Origin of the sequence: Nostoc sp. FACHB-190 (genome assembly GCF_014696905.1) — a bacterium.
Lineage (GTDB): Bacteria > Cyanobacteriota > Cyanobacteriia > Cyanobacteriales > Nostocaceae > Nostoc_B.
In genome coordinates, this window is the sequence record NZ_JACJQW010000026.1 from 90,131 (window position 1) to 112,162 (window position 22,032).

The 22,032-nt window shown below is 40.9% G+C and carries 22 protein-coding genes; 8 read left to right on the forward strand and 14 right to left on the reverse strand.

Annotation, left to right across the window (positions count from 1 at the left end; all coding sequences use genetic code 11):
• Positions 1-62: 62 nt before the first annotated feature.
• Both def and H6G28_RS24365 read right to left on the reverse strand, forming a co-directional pair.
• Complete coding sequence (gene def, locus H6G28_RS24360) at positions 63-596, reverse strand: peptide deformylase (protein ID WP_190591430.1); 534 nt, start codon at positions 594-596, stop codon at positions 63-65.
• A 215-nt stretch (positions 597-811) separates the two neighbouring features.
• Positions 812-2,050, reverse strand: a complete 1,239-nt coding sequence (locus tag H6G28_RS24365) for an HhoA/HhoB/HtrA family serine endopeptidase (protein ID WP_190591431.1) — start codon at positions 2,048-2,050, stop codon at positions 812-814.
• A gap of 167 nt (positions 2,051-2,217) precedes the next feature.
• On the opposite strand from H6G28_RS24365, the gene dnaA reads away from it, so the two are divergent.
• Together dnaA and dnaN are read left to right on the forward strand one after the other, a co-directional pair.
• Complete coding sequence (dnaA, locus tag H6G28_RS24370) at positions 2,218-3,606, forward strand: chromosomal replication initiator protein DnaA (protein ID WP_190591432.1); 1,389 nt, start codon at positions 2,218-2,220, stop codon at positions 3,604-3,606.
• 417 nt (positions 3,607-4,023) lie between these two features.
• Entirely contained in the window at positions 4,024-5,175 is a 1,152-nt protein-coding gene (gene dnaN, locus H6G28_RS24375; protein ID WP_190591433.1) for a DNA polymerase III subunit beta, read from the forward strand.
• A gap of 140 nt (positions 5,176-5,315) precedes the next feature.
• Here the strand turns inward: dnaN and H6G28_RS24380 are convergent, their stop codons facing one another.
• From H6G28_RS24380 to H6G28_RS24390, 3 genes are read right to left on the reverse strand one after another with little or no spacing between them, the layout of a single operon-like run.
• Complete coding sequence (locus tag H6G28_RS24380) at positions 5,316-5,852, reverse strand: hypothetical protein (RefSeq protein ID WP_190674942.1); 537 nt, start codon at positions 5,850-5,852, stop codon at positions 5,316-5,318.
• On the reverse strand, positions 5,849-6,352 hold the full coding sequence (locus H6G28_RS24385) for a DUF4365 domain-containing protein (protein ID WP_190674944.1): 504 nt from the start codon (positions 6,350-6,352) through the stop codon (positions 5,849-5,851). The genes H6G28_RS24380 and H6G28_RS24385 overlap by 4 nt, the downstream gene beginning before the upstream one ends.
• 18 nt (positions 6,353-6,370) lie before the next feature.
• Positions 6,371-7,111, reverse strand: a complete 741-nt coding sequence (locus H6G28_RS24390; RefSeq protein WP_190591461.1) for an amino acid ABC transporter ATP-binding protein — start codon at positions 7,109-7,111, stop codon at positions 6,371-6,373.
• A 285-nt stretch (positions 7,112-7,396) separates the two neighbouring features.
• On the opposite strand from H6G28_RS24390, the gene H6G28_RS24395 reads away from it, so the two are divergent.
• The gene (locus H6G28_RS24395) at positions 7,397-8,302 is read left to right on the forward strand and encodes a DUF4351 domain-containing protein (RefSeq protein WP_190591434.1); all 906 of its coding nucleotides are present in this window, start codon (positions 7,397-7,399) and stop codon (positions 8,300-8,302) included.
• On the opposite strand, the gene H6G28_RS24400 is transcribed toward H6G28_RS24395, so the two are convergent.
• The 3 genes from H6G28_RS24400 to H6G28_RS24410 form a co-directional block, all read right to left on the reverse strand.
• Positions 8,303-9,451: an amino acid ABC transporter permease gene (locus H6G28_RS24400; protein ID WP_190674947.1), complete on the reverse strand. Its 1,149-nt coding sequence runs from the start codon at positions 9,449-9,451 to the stop codon at positions 8,303-8,305. It lies immediately after the preceding gene.
• A gap of 20 nt (positions 9,452-9,471) precedes the next feature.
• The gene (locus tag H6G28_RS24405; RefSeq protein ID WP_190591436.1) at positions 9,472-10,398 is read right to left on the reverse strand and encodes an amino acid ABC transporter permease; all 927 of its coding nucleotides are present in this window, start codon (positions 10,396-10,398) and stop codon (positions 9,472-9,474) included.
• Between the two features lie 89 nt (positions 10,399-10,487).
• Positions 10,488-11,567 carry an amino acid ABC transporter substrate-binding protein gene (locus tag H6G28_RS24410; RefSeq protein ID WP_190591437.1) on the reverse strand — a complete coding sequence of 360 codons (1,080 nt, stop codon included), beginning with the start codon at positions 11,565-11,567 and terminating at the stop codon, positions 10,488-10,490.
• Positions 11,568-12,068: 501 nt separating this feature from the next.
• Between H6G28_RS24410 and H6G28_RS24415 the strand changes: the two genes are divergently transcribed.
• Both H6G28_RS24415 and H6G28_RS24420 read left to right on the forward strand, forming a co-directional pair.
• The gene (locus tag H6G28_RS24415; protein WP_190591438.1) at positions 12,069-12,626 is read left to right on the forward strand and encodes a hypothetical protein; all 558 of its coding nucleotides are present in this window, start codon (positions 12,069-12,071) and stop codon (positions 12,624-12,626) included.
• Between the two features lie 77 nt (positions 12,627-12,703).
• The gene (locus H6G28_RS24420; RefSeq protein WP_062287077.1) at positions 12,704-13,348 is read left to right on the forward strand and encodes a DUF3318 domain-containing protein; all 645 of its coding nucleotides are present in this window, start codon (positions 12,704-12,706) and stop codon (positions 13,346-13,348) included.
• Between the two features lie 50 nt (positions 13,349-13,398).
• Here the strand turns inward: H6G28_RS24420 and H6G28_RS24425 are convergent, their stop codons facing one another.
• Both H6G28_RS24425 and H6G28_RS24430 read right to left on the reverse strand, forming a co-directional pair.
• Positions 13,399-14,892: an esterase-like activity of phytase family protein gene (locus tag H6G28_RS24425; RefSeq protein ID WP_190674971.1), complete on the reverse strand. Its 1,494-nt coding sequence runs from the start codon at positions 14,890-14,892 to the stop codon at positions 13,399-13,401.
• Between the two features lie 177 nt (positions 14,893-15,069).
• Positions 15,070-15,867 (reverse strand): 7-carboxy-7-deazaguanine synthase QueE, encoded by a 798-nt coding sequence (locus tag H6G28_RS24430; protein WP_190674974.1) that lies wholly within the window; start codon positions 15,865-15,867, stop codon positions 15,070-15,072.
• Between the two features lie 285 nt (positions 15,868-16,152).
• Here H6G28_RS24430 and H6G28_RS24435 point away from each other — a divergent pair, with 285 nt between their 5' ends.
• A complete protein-coding gene (locus H6G28_RS24435) occupies positions 16,153-17,202 on the forward strand; it encodes an anti-sigma factor antagonist (RefSeq protein WP_190591440.1) in 1,050 nt (349 codons plus the stop codon).
• A 112-nt stretch (positions 17,203-17,314) separates the two neighbouring features.
• Here the strand turns inward: H6G28_RS24435 and H6G28_RS24440 are convergent, their stop codons facing one another.
• Entirely contained in the window at positions 17,315-17,563 is a 249-nt protein-coding gene (locus H6G28_RS24440; protein ID WP_190674950.1) for a hypothetical protein, read from the reverse strand.
• A gap of 35 nt (positions 17,564-17,598) precedes the next feature.
• A complete protein-coding gene (locus H6G28_RS24445) occupies positions 17,599-17,844 on the reverse strand; it encodes an HNH endonuclease (protein WP_190591442.1) in 246 nt (81 codons plus the stop codon).
• A 219-nt stretch (positions 17,845-18,063) separates the two neighbouring features.
• Between H6G28_RS24445 and H6G28_RS24450 the strand changes: the two genes are divergently transcribed.
• On the forward strand, positions 18,064-18,336 hold the full coding sequence (locus tag H6G28_RS24450; RefSeq protein ID WP_190591443.1) for a GlsB/YeaQ/YmgE family stress response membrane protein: 273 nt from the start codon (positions 18,064-18,066) through the stop codon (positions 18,334-18,336).
• A 213-nt stretch (positions 18,337-18,549) separates the two neighbouring features.
• Here the strand turns inward: H6G28_RS24450 and H6G28_RS24455 are convergent, their stop codons facing one another.
• Entirely contained in the window at positions 18,550-18,732 is a 183-nt protein-coding gene (locus tag H6G28_RS24455; protein ID WP_190591444.1) for a CsbD family protein, read from the reverse strand.
• Positions 18,733-19,056: 324 nt separating this feature from the next.
• Here H6G28_RS24455 and H6G28_RS24460 point away from each other — a divergent pair, with 324 nt between their 5' ends.
• Positions 19,057-19,854 carry a hypothetical protein gene (locus H6G28_RS24460; protein ID WP_190674953.1) on the forward strand — a complete coding sequence of 266 codons (798 nt, stop codon included), beginning with the start codon at positions 19,057-19,059 and terminating at the stop codon, positions 19,852-19,854.
• A 208-nt stretch (positions 19,855-20,062) separates the two neighbouring features.
• Here H6G28_RS24460 and sir read toward each other — a convergent pair whose 3' ends face one another.
• Complete coding sequence (sir, locus tag H6G28_RS24465) at positions 20,063-22,021, reverse strand: sulfite reductase, ferredoxin dependent (protein WP_190674956.1); 1,959 nt, start codon at positions 22,019-22,021, stop codon at positions 20,063-20,065.
• Positions 22,022-22,032: the final 11 nt, after the last annotated feature.

A 22,032-nucleotide genomic window follows, 5' to 3' on the forward strand; every position in this document is an offset into this window, starting at 1 on the left:
CAATAGGTTAAATATAACTCATAAATTCCGTATGTAAACTCATCCTCAATATTTATTTTAGATTAAGTAATGTTAATCACACGTTTTTGGTATTCTTGCTCGGTGATGATATCGTGAGTACTTTCAACACGGTCTATAAATACAATCCCATCTAAATGATCATACTCATGCTGAAAAATTCGCGCTACAAAGTCAGTTAATTCTTGTTTTTGTAATTGTCCGTTGCGGTCATAGTATTCAACTTCGATGGCTTGATATCTCGGTACTAATCCTCTAATGCCAGGGATACATAAACAACCTTCCCAACCCTTAACAATTTCTGTTGAATGTGACACTATCCTAGGGTTAATCATAGCTGTAGGTTCCATTGTGGGAGCATTGGGATACCTGGGATTGGGGCGAGAGGCGACAATAAATAAACGCTGTTGTTCGGCAACTTGCGGTGCAGCAATCCCCACACCATTTGCTTGAGAAACTGTGGCAATTAAATCATCAATTAATTTTTGAATTTTCTCATCATGAATGTTATCAACCCAAGCTGCGGTTTGCCGAATCACTGGGTCGCCTAACTGGATAATTGGTAATAAGTCAGCCATCTTAAAAACTCCATTGGTAAATAGCAGATCATTAATCAAACAACTACCTAAAATAATAAAAATTGACAATTTAGAATTGTCAATTTTTGCAAACATAAGCTTTACTAATATATGGCATGTAGTTTTTTAACCTAAAGTATTAAGTTCTGAACTTCATACTTCAGACTACCCTCCGGGAAGCCACCCAAAGGGTGTCTACACACTTCATACTTTCACTAGTTTTCACGTTGCACAGGTAAAGGTGCAGGACTAACGGTGACTTGGGTAATTTGTCCGTTGCGCTCAATTTGTACTGATAAAGGATTACCGATTTGGCTTTTCTCTAGGATTCTTTGTACTTCCTCTGGCTTAGTAACCGATTGGTTATTAATTTGCTGAATCACATCTCCTGGTCTGAGTCCCGCCTCCGCAGCCGGAGAGTTAGGCACAATCCGCACTAACAATACACCTTTATCTGTCGTCAGAGTAATGCGATCGCCAAATCGCTCGTTGATCCTGTCTTTAATTTCTGGTGTGAGTGACACCATCTGCACACCCAAATAAGGATGATCAACCCGACCTTTCGTAATTAATTCTTGAGAAATTTTCTGGACTGTGTTAATCGGAATAGCAAATCCCAAACCTTGGGCGTTGCGAAGAATTGCTGTGTTCATCCCAATCACTTGACCGCGTGCATTCAGCAACGGGCCGCCAGAATTCCCCGGATTAATCGCTGCGTCTGTTTGCAGATAGTCAACTCGCTTATCACTAGCACCAATATCACTGCTAGACCGATCTGTTGCACTAATAATCCCCGATGTCACAGTATTGTTTAACCCCAAAGGATTACCAATGGCAATTACCGCTTCCCCTGGTTGCAAAACATCCGAATTACCTAATGATACAGTTGGCAAGTTATTGGCATCGATTTTAATCACAGCGACATCTGTAACCGGGTCTTCTCCCAATACTTGACCATCAAAAGTTCTGCCATCTTTAAGCGTCACGGTTACTTTATCAGCACCGTCAACGACATGGGAATTAGTCAAAATCTGCCCAGAGGAACTAATGATAAATCCTGAACCACTACCCCGTTCAACGCGCTGTCTGGGTTGAGAATCCCGGAAATACCGCCGAAAGAAAGGATCGTTAAATTCGTCGGGAACGCGCGATGTAATTGTTCTAGCGGAGTCAATTCGCACAACTGCACCGCCAACATTTTTCACCACGCCGACAACAAAATTGGGATCACCAGATGAAATCGGTGAAAGTGCGATCGCCGATTCAGAATTAGATGTTTTGCTATCGACAGTTCCAGGTTGATTGACAGAATTTTCAAAGGTTTTACCTGGTAGAAGGCCACAGCCCCCCAAGGACACCACTGCTACCCCACTGAGCAGCATTAACTTCACATTTTTAGCCATTTTGCTCAATAGCCAATCCCAGCTATCAATATTATGCACTGTTGTCTTCATGTGTCTTTGCTTCTCCGTGTTGGTCAGTGGGTGATAGGATATTGCCTACTGGGTAGTCCCAAAATGATTAGAACTCAAAGTTTAGCTTAGGTCTAGAGTATCTGGATGCTAAATTGGTGCTTGCTCATATCTTCTATTTTGGCGGTTAGCAGCAAAGGTGATATGTGATGGAAACTTCTCTTGACAGTCTGTGGTTTCAGGTGCTAGATCGCCTACAGCTAGAATTATCCCGTCCTACCTTTGAAACTTGGATTAAAACTGCCCAAGCGGAACGGTTTGAGAATAATTGTTTGGTGATTATTACGCCCAACCCCTTTGCTCGCAATTGGTTACAAAAGTATTACATCAATACCATTGCCAATGTCGTGCAGAGTATTTTGGGGTATCCGGTAGAAATTTACATTACCGTCGCTCAAGGTGATGAAGTTGCACCCATAGAACCACGAGAAGCTATCCAGGAATTTGCTAGTGCTAATTTCGTCTCAGAAAGCCTGAAGCAAAAAACTCAGACTAACGCCGAATTAAATTCCAAATATGTATTTTCGCGGTTTGTCGTGGGTGCGAATAACCGTATGGCGCACGCAGCATCCCTAGCCGTTGCTGAATCTCCAGGTAGAGAGTTTAATCCGTTGTTTTTATGTGGTGGAGTTGGTTTAGGCAAAACTCACCTAATGCAAGCGATCGGGCATTATCGTTGGGAGATTTGCCCAAATTCTAAAATATTTTACGTTTCTACTGAACAATTCACCAATGACTTAATTACAGCCATCCGTAATGATAGTATGCAGAGTTTCCGAGAACATTATCGGGCGGCTGATGTGCTGTTGGTTGATGATATTCAGTTTCTTGAAGGTAAAGAATATACTCAAGAAGAATTTTTCCATACTTTTAATACATTACATGAAGCGGGTAAACAAGTTGTGATTGCTTCTGACCGTCCACCAAACCAAATTCCCCAACTGCAAGAGCGGTTATCTTCACGCTTTTCTATGGGGTTAATAGCTGATATTCAACCGCCTGATTTAGAAACGAGAATGGCAATTTTACAAAAAAAGGCGGAGTATGAAAATATCCGTTTGCCCAAGGATGTAATTGAGTATATAGCAACTAACTACAAATCTAATATTCGGGAATTGGAAGGAGCATTGATTAGGGCTTTAGCGTATATTTCGATTTGGGGTTTGCCAATGACAGTAGAAAATATTACCCCAGTTTTAGAAACGCCAAGTGAGAAAGTTGCTGCGACTCCAGAGGCTATTTTAAACGCAGTGGCGGCAAATTTTGATGTGTCAATTGAAGACCTCAAAGGTAACTCCCGACGGCGGGAAATTAGCTGGGCCAGGCAAATAGCGATGTATTTAATGCGTCAACACACTGATTTGAGTTTACCGAGAATTGGGGAAGAGTTTGGTGGCAAAGATCATACAACGGTGTTGTATAGTTGTGAGAAAATCACCCAACTCAAAGAAAGCGATCGCAACTTAGGAAACACACTTCGTCAACTAAGCGATCGGATTAATATGAGCAGTCGTTCACAAAAATCATCCAAGAATTAATCTGGAGTTTTCCACAGCCTGCAAACTAATTACTGATCGAAATGGTTAAGTAATAAATTCCAAATATTAAGTTAAGTATAAAAAACGATTAAAATTAAATCTCTCTGTGGAAAAATAATTCTTTTCTGTGGAAAAAACCAGACAATTCTGTGGAAAACTCTATCCAGTATAATTACCTTGTGGAAAAACCATAAAAGTTTTCCACAGGTTTTCCACAGGTATTGACACTGTTTATTTAAGAGGTTAGAGGCTAGGGGCGTGAACAACAAAGACCAGGGAGACAAGGAAGAGGGGGTAGACAAGGGAGAGATGTTGATAAATCATTTAGGATTGCTATAGCTAGAAAATGTGAATATTGACTAAAGTAAAAAATACTCATATCTACCTTTCTTTATCCGAGCCTCTAGTTCCTCACCTATGAAATTACTTTGTTCTCAAAGCGACCTCAGCACTAACCTTTCCCTTGTGAGTCGTGCTGTACCTTCACGACCGAATCATCCTGTGTTGGCGAATATACTTTTACAAGCGGATGTAGAAACAAACCAAGTTAGTTTAACGGCTTTTGACTTGAGTTTGGGTATCCGTACGAGCTTTAGTGCGGAAGTTTGGCAAGGAGGTGCGATCGCCATACCTGCTAAACTTTTGCTAGATATTACCTCGCGTTTGCCAGAAGGGGAAATTACCTTAGATGATGAAGCTTCTGAAGCATCTACTGGTGAAGGTTTAATTGTCACCCTCACACCCAAAAGCGGCTATTATCAATTACGCGCCATGAGTGCGGAGGATTTTCCCGAACTCCCAATAATTGAAGATGCAGAACCAATTAATTTAACAGCCGCCGCCTTAATTGAAGGACTGCGGGGTTCATTATTTGCTACTAGTGCTGATGAAACCAAGCAAGTTCTCACAGGTGTACATTTAAGTGTGAAACAAGACACCCTAGAATTTGGTGCAACTGATGGACATCGCCTCGCAGTGGTAGAAACAACAAACGAGCGTCCTTTGGGTGGAAGTGGTGAATTAGAGGTGACAGTACCCAGCAAAGCCTTACGAGAACTAGAAAGGATGTTGGCGCATCATGCGGCGGATGATGCGATCGCCTTATACTTAGACCAAGGTCAAGTTATCTTTGAATGGCAACATCAACGCTTAACTAGCCGGACTTTAGAAGGGCAATATCCCGCATATCGCCAACTCATTCCCCGCCAATTTGAGCGCCAAGTTACAGTTGACCGCAAACAATTTTTAAGTACTTTAGAACGCATTGCTGTACTAGCAGATCAAAAGAATAATATAGTTAAACTCACCATTGATCATGCTGCCCAAGAATTAACCTTATCTTGTGAAGCTCAAGAAATGGGCAGTGGTAGAGAGTCCATCCCTGCGGAAATCTCTGGCGAAGATATCGAAATTGCTTTTAATGTGAAATATTTAATGGAAGGTTTAAAAGCTTTGCCATCTTCAGAAATTCAAATGCACATTAATCAAAACCTCACGCCAGTCATTTTTACACCATTGGGAGGTTTGAAGATGACTTATTTAGCTATGCCGGTGCAGATGCGTAGTTAAAGAATTTGCTGAGGGCGGAGGAGGGCAATTGTCTTCCATTAATATCTGTTGATGGTGTGTTTTGAAAGGCTGACCGTAGATTTATTGGATTTACCCGTAATCTTAAATAATGAATCTACTTTGGTCACGACGTTAGAAAATCACAACATCATTTCAGTGTCATCCAGGCTAAAGCGATGGGGATTTTTAAGAATGAACCTACCATTTTCCTTGATTAAGTCACCTGTACAGTAAACAGGCAGGCGTTCTTGATAAGCTTTCAATGCCAGGATGTAGTCACGGTCAGCTAATTCAGTGTGGATGGGACGCAGTTTATCAACTACGATGCCCAACATAGTGATATCGCCACTGAGATGATCTGCATTGGGTGTGGCAATGTGCGTGACGACTGCTTGAATAGTGGTGTTGGGTGCATTTGTAATTAATTCACCGCAAACCGACTGTTGTGTTCTGGTTTCTGCCAATGCGAGAGTTTCAACAACCTCCGCCATACGACGGGAAAAATCGATAATTTCTGGTTTGAGGGGAAGTAAAATTTCAAAACCATCTAAAGTCCAAATAGCAGCTTTATCACCCTGACGTTGCTGTTGCTGCCAACCATGCGCGACTAAGTAAGCTTCTACTTGTCGGGGGTCGATATATTTAAATTTTTCTACATCCGGGAAAATAGCTGTCATAGGAATTCTCCAACGGCAATGCGTGACATGATGGTTTTGAGTGCGTCGGGACTAAATATATTTTGGCGCTTAATTTCCACAGTGATGGAAGTTTTGTTGTCAACTGGTGGTTGTCCACGCAATGATAACCAGTAACCGCAACGTTTGAGACAAAGAGATTCTTCGGTTTGCGATAACCAGTCACTAACCGCTTCTGGTACTAAGACAACTATTAATAGTTGTGGCACAAAGGGGTCATCTTCTCTGAGTTCGTCATAATTTTTAGTGCTGAGTTTGTATTTAATAAATGTTTCTTTGAGAATATCTTGGGATGTAGATTTAATTTGTACGTCAAATCGAGGCAAACGCTTGGAGTTGAGTTTTCCTGGTACGGTGATTGTAGCGTCGATGCCGCTATCATCTAACCTACGTGTAGCAGCTTGTAGAGAGTAGCCAGCAGTTGCCGTGACAGCATACACATAAGCGTAACTAAAATCTTCTTTTTGGGTACTGAGGCTCATTATTTACAGACTTTAATGCTAGAGAATTTGAGATAAAAATTGGCGTGTTCTGTCCTCTTGAGGGTTAGTAAAAAAGATATCGGGTGTTGCTGACTCTACAAGAGAACCACTATCCATGAGAATTACTCGGTCAGCAACTTCACGGGCGAATCCGACTTCGTGGGTAACTACAACCATCGTCATACCATCACGGGCTAGAGTACGCATCACATCTAATACTTCGCGTACCATTTCTGGGTCTAAAGCTGAGGTGGGTTCGTCGAATAGCATAATTTTAGGCTGCATCGCTAATGCACGCGCGATCGCCACCCGTTGTTGTTGTCCACCAGATAACTGTCCGGGATATTTCCGCGCTTGTTCTAATATTCCTACTCTTTCTAATAGTTGCATTGCCAATTCTTCAGCTTTCGCTTTTGACCAGCGACGCACCCAAATTGGCGCTAAGGTAATATTTTGCAATACGGTGAGGTGGGGAAACAAATTAAATTGTTGAAAAACCATTCCTACTTCTTGCCGAATTGCTTCAATATTCCGCAAGTCGTTACTCAGGATAATCCCATCAATAATAATTTTTCCTTGTTGATATGCTTCTAAAGCATTGAATGTGCGAATAAAAGTTGATTTTCCTGAGCCAGAAGGCCCCATTAATACTAATACTTCTCCTCGGTTAACAGTTAAACTCACACCTTGGAGGACATGAAATTTTCCATACCATTTATGAACATTCTCAGCAATAATAATTGATTCTTTATCTATCATCATGATTTTTTCTACCTAAATTGTATTTTTAATAACATCTAGTCAATAAAAATATTGGATAAATTGTAGCAAATTAACGGCTCTGAAAATTGGCAATTGATGTATTTAATAATTCAGAGTGAGATGAAAAATCAATGGTTTGGGCAAGGGTGAAAGGGTGTAGGGTTGTACGTATTCAAAACCCTTGCACCCTATACCCTTTCACCCCCACACCCAGTCTCCACAGAGCATCTTTGTGCATAAGTTATGGTATTATTAAATCTTAGTACTGTTACAAAGAATTCGGTGTCAAAACCAGCAGATACAGGTGGTAAGCGATTAATTAGTCTCGCTCCCGATGCTTGGGTAAAATGGGTAACGCAGCGCCCAGAAGTTATAGCAAAAGAAATTTTAGGTTCTGAGTTTCAGTGGATTAGCCGTGAAACAGATGTGCTTGTAAAAGCATATAGTGAGGCATGTGGCGATTTTTTGGTACTCACAGAATTGCAATTGCGCTACACAACCAAAATGCCTTTAAGGATGAGGGCTTATGCGGCTTTAGCAGAGGAACGTTACCAACTGCCTACTTATCCAGTGTTGATCAACATCTTGCCACCGCCAACGACAATAACAGTTGTCAGTAGTTACGAGCAAGAATTTTTTGGATTACGTGCTATCCAAGACTATCGCGTGATTAATTTGTGGGAAGTAGACGCTGAGATTGTGTTTCAGCAACCAATACCATCTTTATTACCATTCGTGCCAATATTGCGAGGCGGAGGAGAAGCATCTGTTGTACAACGCGCACTACAAATACTACGAGCAGATGACCAGTTCAACCAGTTAGAATCATTGCTGGCTTTTTTTGCTAGTTTTGTGTTAGAGACACCTTTAGTACAGCAAATTATGAGGTGGGATATGACAGTATTAAGAGAATCACCTTGGTATGAAGAAATTTTAACTGAAGGTAAAGTATTAGGTCTTCAGCAAGGTTTAGAGCGAGGTTTAGAACAAGGCTTAGAACAAGGTGCGCGACGGCAATTAATACGGGTGTTGCAACGACGCTTTGGCGAAGTTCCACCTTCAGTAGTCGCAAGTTTGGAAAGTGCGAGTGTAGAACAGTTAGAAAATCTCATGGATGCGGCTATTACTGTTAGTTCTTTGGCAGAATTTATGACTTTCTTATCTGATGAAAGTGATACCGCGCAATAATTAATTAAACTGTCTCTCTAACCGTTGGGAGACTAACGACATTGAATAACAAAATAGCCAGTAAATTAACCCAACAAATAAATAGACTTCTGCATAGCGCCCGATAAATTGTGGCTGTGCCAAGATGGAACGAGAAATACCTGTTAATTCTACTAAAGCTACTAAAGATAAGAGTGAAGTATCTTTAAATAAGCCAATAAATTGTCCAACAATTGCCGGAATAACTGCTCGTAAAGCTTGAGGAAGGACAATTAATAAAATTACCAATGGTGTTTTTAATCCTAATGCTTTGGCGGCTTCAATTTGCCCACGAGGAATTGCTTGCAGTCCGCCACGGACGTTTTCTGCCATGTAAGCCGCACTGAATAAAACTAATCCGGCAATTCCTCTAATGACTCTATCTAACCGCCAATCTGTTGGTAAAAATAAAGGTAACATGACTTGAGCGAGAAATAAAATACCGATTAGTGGTAATCCTCGCACAATCTCTATATATAGAATAGAAAACCAACGTACAATAGGCAAATTACTAGTACGTCCTAAAGCTAATAAAACCCCTAAAGGAAACGAAAGTATAATACTCACGACTGCCATTAAAACAGTGAGTAGTAAACCATTCCATAAATTTGTAGGAACAGTTTGTAAACCCAATCCCCCACCAATTAGCCAAATAATTAGCGGAAATGATAATAGCCAGAGTGGAGACAGCCAAGGCGTTATGGTTTTATAAAATTTTTGACTCAGCCAAAAGCTTGTTAATGTTAATGCCCCAATAAATAGTAACCCTATACGCGAGGTGAAATCCAAAGGCAGAAAAATTAATAATCCACTATAAATAAAAGCAAAAATAGCAAATCCCAGCTTATTAAAATTTTGTTTATTAAATACAACACCGCTAGTTATAGAGAATAAAACAGACGCGATCGCCAAAACAATCCAAGCACGCCAATATAGGGTTTGGGGAAACCTCCCGACTAAGAATAAGCGCAAGTTAACTTGAATCACTGCCCATTGTGCTTGAGTGGTTGTCCAAGTTATTACGTTATGTAATGCCCAAAATATAAATACTAAACAGACAACAGTTAGTAAGCTGTTGTACCAAGTGTTAAACAAGTTTTTCCGCAGCCAAGTTAATTGAGAATTTATCATGTGTTTTTTCTATATCTTTTTCATCTTTCTGGAATTTGTACGGTACGATTGAGCAAATTCATCATGATGGAGATAGTCAAGCTCAAGGTAAGATAAGTGAGCATAAGTAGTAACATTACTTCTACGGCTCTCCCGGTTTGATTAAAGGTGGTAGAAGCGACAAAATAAACATCGGGATAACCAATAGCGATCGCTAAACTAGAATTTTTCGTCAAATTCAGATATTGACTTGTTAATGGCGGAATGATTACCCGCAAGGCTTGGGGAAAAACTACTAAGCGCATTACTAATCCTGGTTTGAAACCAAGCGATCGCGCCGCCTCCCATTGTCCTTTAGGTACTGATTGAATTCCACCCCGGACAATTTCTGCAATAAACGCACCTGTGTAAAAAATTAATCCTAACAGTAAAGCCGAAAACTCTGGGGAAAAACTCAACCAAGGTAATTCAATGCCATTTTGACTGAGACTGATAAAACCCCAAAGAGAAATTTTATTGTCTGCTTTAGGAAAACTCAAAAAAACAGCAAAGTACCAAAATAGTAATTGCAATAGTAAAGGTGTATTCCGAAAAATTTCTACATAAATTAAGCTGATATTTCGTACTAACCAGTTATCAGATAACCGAGTTATCCCAGCAGTTATGCCGACAATTGTCGTGAAAAAAATGCCTGCGATCGCCACCCGCAATGAGTTAATTAATCCTACCCATAAAGCACGGGTATATGTATCAGTGGCTTTGTAAGCAATTGGCGTTTCACCAATATCAAAAGATGCTTGCTGTTTGAGAAAATCAAATCCGAATTTAATGCCTAATTGTTGTAAATTACGGCTCAGATTGCTCCAAAGTATGATTACTAAAATGGCTGCTAAAAATACAGCAACAAATTGTGCAGTGATTTGCCAAAAACGATAATCACGCCAAATGGGGGGTTTGTCATTGGTCATTTAATTTGTATGGGGAGGTGAGGGAGACAAGGGGGATAAGGGAGAGATGTTTGTCAATTATTTAGGATTGCTAGATGAAGTTTCACACTTCATCTAAATGGTGGGGAGTAGAGTAATCCGCCTTTTGACCAGAGTTGATTTTGACCACGGGCGAGATTGAGTTTGGTTTTGGGGCCGAGGTTGCGATCGTATACTTCCGCGTAATTACCAACGTGTTTAATGACTCTAGCGGCGAAATCGTTAGTTAAGCCGAGTCCTTCACCTAAGTTGCCTTCTGTGCCTAAAAAGCGTTTAATATCTGGATCATTACTACTGGCAAATTGCGCGACATTCTGAGAAGTAATACCCAATTCTTCAGCTTTGACGAGGGAATAAACCACCCATTTGACAACATCACCCCACTTTGTATCTCCTTTAGCGACTGCTGGTGCTAAAGGTTCTGAGGAGATGACTTCATCAAGAATGACGTTATCTTCTGGTTTGGGTAAGAGTGAACGCCGCGCCACTAAAGCGGAACGGTCGGCTGTAATTCCGTCACAACGACCTTCAGCGTAGGTTGCAAAGGTAACATTCACATCTTCAAACACAACGGGTTTGTAAGTAATACTGCGTTTCCGCATCTGGTCGGCTAAGTTTTGTTCAGTGGTTGTACCAGTTTGCACGCAAATTGCTTTGTCTTTTAAGTCTGCTAATGACTTAATATTGCTATTTTTGCGAACCATGATGGCTTGACCGTCATAAAAGACAACAGGCGCAAATTCTAAACCTACAGAGGTATCACGGCTGAGTGTCCAAGTTGTGTTGCGACTGAGGACATCTACTTCACCCGTTTGGAGGGCTGTAAATCGCTCTTTAGCATTGAGATTGCGAAATTCTACTGCATCTGGGTTATCAAACAAAGCTGCTGCTATACCCCTGCAAATATCTACATCAATCCCACTGTATTTACCGTCAGTACCTACAAAACTAAATCCTGGGACTTCACCACTCACACCACAAATCAATTGACCACGGCTTTTGATTGTATTCCAACGATTGCTAGTTGCTTGTGTTGCAGGACTACCACTAGGAGTAGTGGTTGTATTTGCGGTTTGTCCTGATTCTCCACTACAAGCAGCAAGTGTCAAGATTAAAGGTGCGATCGCTAGAATCCAAGCTGATTTCCACATAAACTTTCGTGAATATTAAACCCTAAAAAATGTGTTGACGACTACAATATTTTGGTAAAAAATCAGTCGATGCTTGTAATATAAAACTTTTTGGAGATTTTTTAGCATCTGGGTTGTCAAGCAGTTTTATTTGATTTTGGTGATCATCAGGCTTTAGATTTCCGACTTATTCAAGAAATTGAGCATCTATTTTTTACTTAAAATTGGAAATTTATCTAGCTTTTTATTACTCATGATATGTGAATTTTTAACTATTACTTGAAATACTGATTCTTGAGATACAAAAATGGCGAAATATTTTGTCCTTATGGGTACTTTCTCGAACATAATTTTCTTATTTCATAGAATTTAGACATATCAGTCGAAAAAATCTGAAATTATGCAGTAATTTATTGCATACTTCTCAACAAGCAGAAGTCGCCACATCAACCTAAACATAGACCCCTAGCAGGTTACACTAGTTTTGGTGACAGCCGCTCCACCATTTCTTACGAGGCTTTTATGGGAGCAAATCTCGAACAGATTGCCAGTTACTTAGACAAACTAGGTTGGGACTACCGCTTTGATGATGAAGAAGACCGTATTATCACAGGGGTGGAAGCTGATAACCTAGAAGATTTTCTGATAGTTGTTCAACTAGATGAGGAGGGAAAGTTTTTCCGCATTTTTGCGCCTCAAGTTTTGGCTGGAGTGCAAGACCACCCTTACAAAGCGGCAATTCTCCAGACGATGTTAGCCATTTCTTGGGAAACCAAAATGCTGCAATGGGAATATGACCCATCTGACGGCGAAATTCGGGCGATTATTGAATTTCCCTTAGAAGACTCGATTTTGACAGAAAAGCAATTTCAACGTTGTTTGAGTGGATTAATTCAAATTGTCGATAGTATAGCTATCCCTCGCTTGAAAGAAGTGATGGCTACAGGGGAAGATCCTGGAAACGTGGAAATTGGCGAAAGAATGTTACTCACGATTCAGGAAGAAGCACCAGGATTACTGGAACTGTTAGAAAAGGCGATGGAGGCCAGAAAAAAGCGGGGGACTTTTCCAAGTGACTGAGGCGGATCACCACTTAAATAGCTATACTCCAAAGTGATACCCTCTCTATATACTGAAATTTTCTAGGGCTGGATTTTATGACATCCTATGCAACCTCCTCTGCCAAAGCAGAAATGAGTGAACTCCGGCGATTAAAAGGCTTACTACCACCAGAATTGCAAAGCTGGGTCACAGTTGAAGGCACAACTGAGGTCAATCCACCCCTGATCCGCAGCGAAGAAATTGGTAAAGACCAAGTAGAAATTCAAATTGACTTGGTGAAATGGGATGCTCTCGCAATGGATCAGCGTAATCTGCTGTTCTGGCATGAAGTTGCCCGCATTCAAATGGACACAATTCCCAAAGATGGTTGGGAAATGGCAGCATTGGCTATTGGTTTAGGCGGTGCTGTGGGTGAATTGTGGGTACAAGATGGATTGTTGCTGGTGTTAGCTTTGGCGCTATGTGGCGTTTCTGGTTGGCGACTTTATCAAAAAAATAATGGCGAAAAGCAAATGCGAGAATTGCTGGATGCTGATGAAAAAGCGATCGCACTAGCAACTCGTTTTGGTTACAGTCTCCCCAATGCTTACAAGAGTCTCGGTAGTGCCTTGAAAACCTTAATTGATACTACTCCCAGCAAACGCCAACGGTCTCGTTATGAAGCACGACTTTCTGCCCTCAAACGCAGCGCCAACAAGGCAAAAGCTAAATCTCGCACTCCCGAAGATAGCGGACTGTAACTACAAAGAATTATCTTGGGTGGGCAGTACCCACCCAAACCAGCATTTATTTACTTTTGTAAAGATTTAAACTGTCGCTTCACAAATAAACTACTAGCAGCCAGTAAGATGAGTCCCGCCGTTGTGGTTGGTTCAGGAACTTTTTTTGGTGGTACAAACCCAGCTAATTCCTGTCTACTAGCTTTTAAGGCATAAACAAAAGTTGGAATTAAAGACTGTCCTGTAGGACAACCGCTATCAATGGGGACTTGAGAGAAGTTAGTCCCATCTGTACACACGTCAAATTGTACATTCTGTCCATTTTGAGTCACGCTGAAATCGTTATCTGTCCCGGCAATCAAGGCGTAAGAACCATCAGCAAGTTGCGGCCCAATTGCCAACCCTTCAAATTTTTCGGGAATAGTTTGTCCAGCATTTCTCAGGAGTTCAGCAATATCGGCAAACAAAATCTTAGTGACTGGTGTGATTTCAGTAGGTAAATCATTGATACCTGTCAAGCTAATATCAGCTACGTTGGTTGCATCAGTCAAATCAATTTTGTAGATGCGTTTACTAGCAACAGGAGTCGCACCTGTGGGATCTTCCACACCCACACCGCGATTATCCCGTTCCAAAACTAAAAATTCGTTATTGTTCAAGGCTGTGATGGAGCTAATACCAATATTGCGCCCTTGAGAATTAGCTCCAAAATCATTATTTGTTCCAGGGATACGGGCATTAATATCTGTCAAGCTTTCTAGTTGATAGATGTATTGAGCAGTACTATTCCCGGTGTTGGTGTCAAATTCAACTATTCTTAAATTGCGGCTGCGTCGCCCATCGGGGGAACCTTCATTAACTAACGGGTCTTGCAGCATCGCAAATAGGCGGCTACCGTCTGGGCTGAGGGTTACGCCTTCAAAGCCGCGATTGTCTTGACGACCAGTGGCAATTGTGGGACGACCATCAACATAGTTAATTGTGCTGTCATTTTGTCTGGGGATCAGATTGCTGGGGGTGTTAAATGCCCGGATAAAGGAACCAGTCGGGCTAAATTCGTAGACAGAGGGGCCATATTCATCAGAAACGTAGAAATTCCCATTCGGTGCGATCGCAAATCCTTCTGGGTCAAAACTGCGACCAAGAAGGCTGGCATTTCCATTGAGGATTCCGGGATTTAAGCCGTTAAAGTTTTGACCATTTTGGGTGAAGATAATCGTGTCTAGTAACTGGAAATTACTGATTGCTCCTGTATTTTGGTCAACATCTAAAGAAAATTTCTGCACTCGTGGATTGTAGCTGATGACACCACCACCGGGTCCGCGATCAGCCAGGCTATAGTACACATTATTGGAGCGATCGTAGTACAAGTCAGAGAAAAACCCCAGGCGATTGGTGTTGGCGCTATTCGTACTAGAAGCAGATAAATCTGTACTACCACCGGGAATTGTGATGCCATTAACCAAAGAAACTGCACTAGCAGTTGTGGCCGATCCGGTAATACTAACTACGGCAGTGACCAGGGAAAAACTGAATCCAGAAATCCAATGCTTGACAGAAATCATGTACACCTTGCAAAAAGACACAGTGGTTTCAGCATTGGACTTCTAGATTAAAGAAAGGTTATCGAAAAATTAAGGTATTGAATATCACATGGTTACTTAATAGAATACGGTTTTGACATGGGAAAATCTTCATCAAAGTTTCATACTACTCAGCACTTAGCACTCAACACTTTTTCTTCACAATTGATTGAGCATTTTATGAGTTTGCGGTACAACCCGGACATGAGGCACAAACTTTTTCATTAAAGCTTGCCACATCAGCACTTGGTCGGGATTCGGGGCGAGTATGGGTGTAGTAGTGAACTGTTCAGAAGTAGGTAATGGGGTGACTGGTTGTAAAAAAACAGGAACTTTGGGATTGATATCTGCTATCAGTAAAGCTGTTTTTTGCAACTCATCGGGATTGGTACTTTGCGAAATAATTATCTTGACAAAAACATCCAAAGATGGGTTGTTGTGGCATAATTGGAGAAATTTTGTATGTTCTTGCCAATAAGTCTCGCCGCTAACGCTAGGCAGTTTCCAATCCATACCCACAGAGTCTAGGTAAGGCAAAATCATCGCCAGTTGTTCTGGGCGATGTCCCCCAGTCTCTAGGTATATTGGTAAACCAGTAAGCGATCGCACTTGGGGCAGAAATTCATGCAAAAAAGGGGCATGTAAAAGCGGCTCACCGCCAGTCAGGCTAATGCTATCGTGTAGCAACGGTAGATTTTGACGTTTAATCCAGTCGAGTAATATGGTTAAGGGGACGGGATTAGAGTGAATTTCAAACTCTCGTGATCCAGGTGATCGTTCTACCTTACAGGTAGTGGGTGCATTCCATGTGTGGGAGCTATCGCAAAAATGACAGCGTAAGTCACACAAAGCAAAGCGAATAAAAATTTGACGTGTCCCGACATTCAATCCTTCCCCTTGAATAGCAGAAAAGACCTCAATCAGTCGTGCGGTAGGTTCTGTAGTGTTAGCAGTCATGGGATAGTAGCAAAGCGATCGCGCCGTGGCGATATCAAAACAAGTACATTTTTGTGTTCTTGTTCTATTGTGAATCGTCCTTGGCAATCTCGGCTCTAAACCTAGATAACTACAGTCAAAAGTAAAAAGGAGCAGAAGGTAAAAATATTACTTTTCTTAGCCTTATGCTTTCAAAACGTCCTCACCACTCCAACTACAGCGAAAAATCAGTCTTTGTTCCTACCCCTGAAATTTGAGGTTCAGTGATTTTCTAGGACAAAATAATGTTTGGCAGATTAAATTTACATGGCAACGAAAGTGCAGAGCTTCATGACTAGCCAACCCACAGAGGTAAATTTCCCAGTTACTTCCCTCAATGAAACGGCGATAGTGCAGGTATCGGCGCGGTTAAGCGTGCTAGAAGCAGTCGGCTTTAAACAAACCTGCCAAGACCTGATCGCCGCCAACCCACACCTTAAGAAAATCATCGTTGATTTTCACCAGACGATTTTTATGGACAGTAGTGGTTTAGGCGCTCTGGTCAGTAATTACAAAATTGCTCAAGAAAGAGGAATTACCCTCATTCTGCGAGATGTTACCCCCCAAGTTATGGCGGTACTAACTCTGACAGGATTAGATCAAGTTTTTCCGATGGAGTCTAGTGGCGAAGCCGCATTTATCGCAGCAGAAAATGATATAGAAGTCTCTAAAAATAGTTCTCGTAAACTAGAGCAACTTCCTACTACTCATCCCTCTATAGCTTCTTGGATGAAACGCTTGATTGATATAGTTGGTTCACTAGTGGGTTTAGTGATTACAGGAATTTTGCTGATCCCGATTGTCATTGCAATTACAATTGATGATCCTGGCCCGATTTTCTTTAGTCAAACTCGCTGCGGCTGGATGGGTAAGCGATTTAAAATTTGGAAATTTCGCTCTATGTGTGTAGATGCGGAAGCCAAAAAAGCTTTAGTCAAAAATCAAGTGCAGGGCGCATTTTTTAAGAATGACAACGACCCCAGAATTACTAAAGTCGGGCGATTTCTACGGCGCACAAGTTTAGATGAATTGCCACAATTTTGGAATGTTCTCAAAGGTGATATGAGTTTAGTAGGTACTAGACCACCAACACCGGATGAAGTTGAACGTTATGAAGTACCAGAGTGGCAACGTTTAGACGTAAAACCAGGAATGACTGGAGAATGGCAAGTTAATGGTCGGTCTACAGTCCGAAGTTTTGAAGATGTGATTCGCCTGGATTTGCAATATCAAAAAAATTGGAGTTTGCTATACGATTTAAAGTTAATTTTCAAAACTGTTGCTATTTTGTTTGACAAAAAGAGTGGCGCTGTTTAGTAAAAATCTAATTTTAAATTTGTCACAATATACTCATTCAGATACCCGACTTATTTCATCAGTCGGGTATCTTGTTTTTGAGGAGTAATTTACGGCTAATATAGTTTAGCTGTTAAACTTTGCCGTTGCGGCGATCGCAGCGATATGGATAAAGCCATTCACACCTAAATAAACCAAAACTGTACTTTTCTAAAAATGGGCCAGCGTGATATCTGTCTGAGATGTTGATTCCCGCTTTTGTTTTAATTTCATACAGTTTAGGAAAGGCAGCCGCTAAAATAGCGATCGCAGCTAATAAATACAATGCCGGGGTTCTAAGTTTGCCAAATCTACGAGAATTGCTGTTGACTTTACGAGACATAAAAATTCAAAACTAACAGCCTATACTAGATTAGCTCAACTTTGAAAATGTCGCCGAAAACGCTGATCTGTTTTGTCAGATTTTTTGAGATTACAAGTCAAGCAAAGAGTGTGTAAATTGCTGATATCATTTTGACCCCCACGCGCCAAGGGAATGATATGGTCAATGGTCAAATTAGTTTCTAAATCAGTCTTACCACAGCTTTGACATTGATATTTATCACGTTGAAATACATATTGTCTAACTTCATTTGGTATGCGAATCCGGGGGGTTTTATTCATACATTATCCTCGTGAATCATCCGACGTATTTCCTCAACAAAAGTAGATTGGTAAGAACAATAACGCAACTCAAGCAAGAAAGCACAGATATTGGCTTAGTTTCCTTTGAGTAAAAATAGAGACATTAAACTTATTTTGCCATAATACTTATTTCTTGAGATAGAAGGAAAAGCAAGTAGCTCTCAATAACATACGGGGAGAATCTTTGCAGAATTAATTATGAATATTATTGCTTGGATTATCTTAGGTTTGATTGCTGGAGCTATTGCTAAAGCTATTTATCCCGGCCGTCAAGGTGGTGGTATTTTGGCAACTATGGTTTTAGGAATCATCGGTGCTTTAATTGGCGGAACTCTGGTTACACTGTTAGAAACTGGCAGGTTCCAATTTACTGCGGCAACCCTGAGTATTCCGGGGGTAATTGTTGCCATTATTGGTGCAATTATCGCTATTTTCATCTGGAGTTTACTTACTAATCGCCCCAGTTATTAATTGAATCAAAAATTATGGTTAGGCTGATTTTGTCGTTACAATCAATCATAAATATCAAAAACTCCACTTTGATTCAAAGTGGAGTTTTTTGTATAAAAATGAAAGCAGAAAACTACAATTATTGCCTTAGTTTTATGACTGAAGATAGTATTGATGACTCAAAGCCTTGAATCTACTAAATTTCTCCTCAGCACTCAGAACTTTACTTTCTATTTAGTCTATAGCTTTTTTAAGTTCATCTTTGATGTTTTCTGTAGTGTGAATTACCTTCGCTGCCGCTTGTTTAGCTTTACCTTCAGCCTTATCTGCGGGATTACCTGTAACTTCACCAACTACTTCCTGTACTTTACCTTCAATATTTTTAGCAGTTGCTTCAATGCGATTTTCGATACTCATATTTTTTACCTTGACTATTTGTGAACTTAAAAAAAAATATCAGGATTTTCAGTTTTGATGTATCTATCAAGTGATATAACAATTAATTATTATTAATATCTTTAGATAGATATACGAAAATAATTTACACAGGGTTGTCTGTTGAGAATGGGTATAAAGGTTTTGGCTCACCTACACTTTTATACTCCTGCGCCCTATGTCAAACTCTTCACTATGTAACTTCTGATAATGATGAATCTTAGAGGATTGGTTCTCAGCTTGGACTGACAGAAAGTCGCCGAGAGTGAAATACTAATCCTGCGGATGTCTTATAGCTCAAGGTAGATGAAACACCTAAAATCGCGATCGCAAGACCTGCGGAGTTTGTTTGAGAACAACATTACAATCGAGTATGTAGCAGAACCTCTGAAAGCTGTGTCCTCCCAAGCAGAGGTAGTAGAGGTATTGCAGTGGATGGAAGCACAGGATTTTGATGTTGTCGGTATTGACACGGGAGATAATATCACTGGTTATATTGAACGCTCTTGTTTAATCCAAGCAAAATCCGGTAAATGCGGCGACTATCAACGGGTGTTTCATTCCCAAGAACTTATAGCCATCTCCACGCCACTAATGAAGTTATTACCCATTTTGCGGCAAACTCCTCGCTTATTTGTCTTAGATTGCAATCAAGTTAGTGGAATTGTGACTTGTGGCGACTTACAAAAAGCACCAGTGCGAATGTTACTATTTGGCTTGGTCACATTGCTAGAAATGAACTTACTGCGACTGGTGCGGCTTTATTATCCCCAAGATTCTTGGCAAAAATTCCTCAAACCAGAACGGGTAGAAATTGCCAAACGCCTGTGGCGAGAAAGTCAAGAAAGAAACGAAGCCACAGATTTGTTAGATTATCTCCAGTTTTGTGACAAACGAGAATTAGTGTTAAATCAACCAGAATTACTTGAGCAATTAGAATTAAAGTCAAAACGTTTTGGTGAACGCTTCCTTAAATCTGCTGAACAATTACGCAACCGACTAGCACACGCGCAAAATTTAGTCACTGGTTCTTCTTGGAAAGATTTAATTTCTCTTGCAGAAGCGATGGAAAAGTTATTAATTCGTTGTGAAGAAATAGAGTAATTCTAAACTTCAGTTAATTGTTTAAAAAAACGAAAAATTAAGTTTTTAGAGCAGAGTGTAAGGGCAAAATCAAGTCAAAAATTAAAAATTCTATTACTTGTGAATTTTGACTTCACCGTAGGGGTGTAGGTATTCAAAACCCCTACACCCCATACCCCTTCACCCTTACACCCAATCTCCACAGACAATTTTGGTGCGTAAGTCCTAGTTACTTATCTATCTGCAAGTAAATTTTCAAGGCTTCATTGACGATTTCTGTCATTGATTTACCTTGACTGGTAGCAGTTTCCTTTAACTTGCTGTAAACCTCATCATAAAGGCTAATGCGGGGACGGGAGCGGCTGGGTGCAGCTTTCTTTTTAGCTGGTGCTGAAGTTTCTGCGGTGGTGACGGCAACAGTTTCCGGCTGATACTGTGCTGAAAATTCCCGAATAGCATCAAAACCAACCCGTGAGCAAAAATCACCAAAGCTTTCTTCTGCTTGGCGTGATTTCTTGAAGAAAACAAAAATCGGCTCTAAAAAGCTTTCAATGTCATTGTGGTGCAACTTTTCGACTATTGGTTGAGCTAATCTTGTTTGATGTGGTGAACCGCCCAACCAAACTTGATAAGATTCTGGCGCACTACCAACAAAACCTAATTCTGCCATGTAAGGACGAGCGCAACCATTAGGACAACCTGTCATTCTGATGACAAAATGCTCTTCTGGTAAACCAACTTTATCTAATAACGCCCGGACTCGTTCTAAAATTCCTGGTATTGCTCGTTCTGATTCGGTAATAGCCAAGCCGCAGGTAGGCAAAGCTGGACAAGCCATTGCATAGCGGAACAGTGGTTCAATTTTACCGGGGTCAGAGACAACACCGCAACGGTCGAGAATTTCTTGAATGGCTGCTTGATTTTTTGGGGCAATGTCGCAGAAAATCAGGTTTTGGTGGGGTGTTAAGCGGATAGGTAGGTGAAACTGTTCGACAATTTCCCGCAATGCGGTTTTGAGTTGCAACGAACCTTCATCTTTTACCCGCCCATTGTCGATGGAGATACCTAAAAATAACTTGCCATCGCCTTGTTCTTGCCAACCAAGGAAATCTTCATACTTAAATTCTGGCAGTGGTTTAAAGGGGGCGACTGATTTACCAAAATATTCCTCAACTTTGGCGCGGAATTTATCTACACCCCAATCATTGATTAAGTATTTTAAACGAGCATGGCGGCGGTCAGTGCGATCGCCATAATCTCTCTGAGTCGCCACAATTGCCTTGACAATTTCGTAAACATCTGCTTTATCTACATAGCAAATCGGGTCTGCTAACCTGGCAAATGTTTCTTCTTTATTGTGGGTTCTGCCTAAACCGCCACCAGCAAAGACATTAAATCCTTCTAGTTCGCCTTGAGCATTGGTAATAACTACCAAAGTCAAATCTTGGGAATATAAATCAATAGAATTATCCCCCGGTACTGTCACGCTAACTTTGAATTTGCGTGGCATATAGTAAGTACCATACAGAGGTTCTTCACTGTCAGTAAAAGTTGTGCCGCTACCATTACTTTGCCGCGCTGCTTTCACCTCTGGATTTTCTTCTGCACTGATAGCTTTTTCGCCATCTAGCCAAATTTCGTAATATGCACCAGTTTGAGGAGACAGTAAATCAGCAATGTTTTGGGCATATTCCCAAGCATACTGATAATCAGCACGATTTTTGAAAGGTACTGGTGGAGCCATGACGTTGCGGTTAATATCTCCGCAAGCGCCCAAAGTCGAACCTAAATTTTTAACAATAGTCGCAATGGCAGCCTTGAGATTTTTCTTTAAGATGCCATGCACTTGGAAACCTTGACGAGTGGTAGCCCTTAATGTGTGGTTGCCATATTCATCAGCCAGCTTATCTAAAGCCAAATATAATTGCGGCGGTACAAACCCCCCTGGGTTCTTTGTCCGCAGCATAAATTGGTAATCTTTCTCCTGCCCCTTGACGCGATTATCGCGGTTATCCTGCTGGTAGGAGCCATGAAACTTGAGGATTTGGATCGCGTCTTCACTAAAGTGAGTCGTATCCTCAAGGATCTGCGTTGCTACAGGTTCACGCAAAAAATTACTATTTTCTTTGATGCCTTCTACTTTTGAGGGCTTACGGTTGGCAAGTGGTGGAGGAGCAGATTTAACCATGAGAGTTGTAT

Excerpts from the sequence above, each read along its gene's own strand:
- def (WP_190591430.1), bottom strand. The coding sequence starts at position 596 with ATGGCTGACTTATTACCAATTATCCAGTTAGGCGACCCAGTGATTCGG.
- H6G28_RS24365 (WP_190591431.1), bottom strand. The coding sequence starts at position 2,050 with ATGAAGACAACAGTGCATAATATTGATAGCTGGGATTGGCTATTGAGC.
- dnaA (WP_190591432.1), top strand. The coding sequence starts at position 2,218 with ATGGAAACTTCTCTTGACAGTCTGTGGTTTCAGGTGCTAGATCGCCTA.
- dnaN (WP_190591433.1), top strand. The coding sequence starts at position 4,024 with ATGAAATTACTTTGTTCTCAAAGCGACCTCAGCACTAACCTTTCCCTT.
- H6G28_RS24380 (WP_190674942.1), bottom strand. The coding sequence starts at position 5,852 with ATGACAGCTATTTTCCCGGATGTAGAAAAATTTAAATATATCGACCCC.
- H6G28_RS24385 (WP_190674944.1), bottom strand. The coding sequence starts at position 6,352 with ATGAGCCTCAGTACCCAAAAAGAAGATTTTAGTTACGCTTATGTGTAT.
- H6G28_RS24390 (WP_190591461.1), bottom strand. The coding sequence starts at position 7,111 with ATGATAGATAAAGAATCAATTATTATTGCTGAGAATGTTCATAAATGG.
- H6G28_RS24400 (WP_190674947.1), bottom strand. The coding sequence starts at position 9,451 with ATGATAAATTCTCAATTAACTTGGCTGCGGAAAAACTTGTTTAACACT.
- H6G28_RS24405 (WP_190591436.1), bottom strand. The coding sequence starts at position 10,398 with ATGACCAATGACAAACCCCCCATTTGGCGTGATTATCGTTTTTGGCAA.
- H6G28_RS24410 (WP_190591437.1), bottom strand. The coding sequence starts at position 11,567 with ATGTGGAAATCAGCTTGGATTCTAGCGATCGCACCTTTAATCTTGACA.
- H6G28_RS24415 (WP_190591438.1), top strand. The coding sequence starts at position 12,069 with ATGGGAGCAAATCTCGAACAGATTGCCAGTTACTTAGACAAACTAGGT.
- H6G28_RS24420 (WP_062287077.1), top strand. The coding sequence starts at position 12,704 with ATGACATCCTATGCAACCTCCTCTGCCAAAGCAGAAATGAGTGAACTC.
- H6G28_RS24425 (WP_190674971.1), bottom strand. The coding sequence starts at position 14,892 with ATGATTTCTGTCAAGCATTGGATTTCTGGATTCAGTTTTTCCCTGGTC.
- H6G28_RS24430 (WP_190674974.1), bottom strand. The coding sequence starts at position 15,867 with ATGACTGCTAACACTACAGAACCTACCGCACGACTGATTGAGGTCTTT.
- H6G28_RS24435 (WP_190591440.1), top strand. The coding sequence starts at position 16,153 with ATGGCAACGAAAGTGCAGAGCTTCATGACTAGCCAACCCACAGAGGTA.
- H6G28_RS24440 (WP_190674950.1), bottom strand. The coding sequence starts at position 17,563 with ATGTCTCGTAAAGTCAACAGCAATTCTCGTAGATTTGGCAAACTTAGA.
- H6G28_RS24445 (WP_190591442.1), bottom strand. The coding sequence starts at position 17,844 with ATGAATAAAACCCCCCGGATTCGCATACCAAATGAAGTTAGACAATAT.
- H6G28_RS24450 (WP_190591443.1), top strand. The coding sequence starts at position 18,064 with ATGAATATTATTGCTTGGATTATCTTAGGTTTGATTGCTGGAGCTATT.
- H6G28_RS24455 (WP_190591444.1), bottom strand. The coding sequence starts at position 18,732 with ATGAGTATCGAAAATCGCATTGAAGCAACTGCTAAAAATATTGAAGGT.
- H6G28_RS24460 (WP_190674953.1), top strand. The coding sequence starts at position 19,057 with ATGAAACACCTAAAATCGCGATCGCAAGACCTGCGGAGTTTGTTTGAG.
- sir (WP_190674956.1), bottom strand. The coding sequence starts at position 22,021 with ATGGTTAAATCTGCTCCTCCACCACTTGCCAACCGTAAGCCCTCAAAA.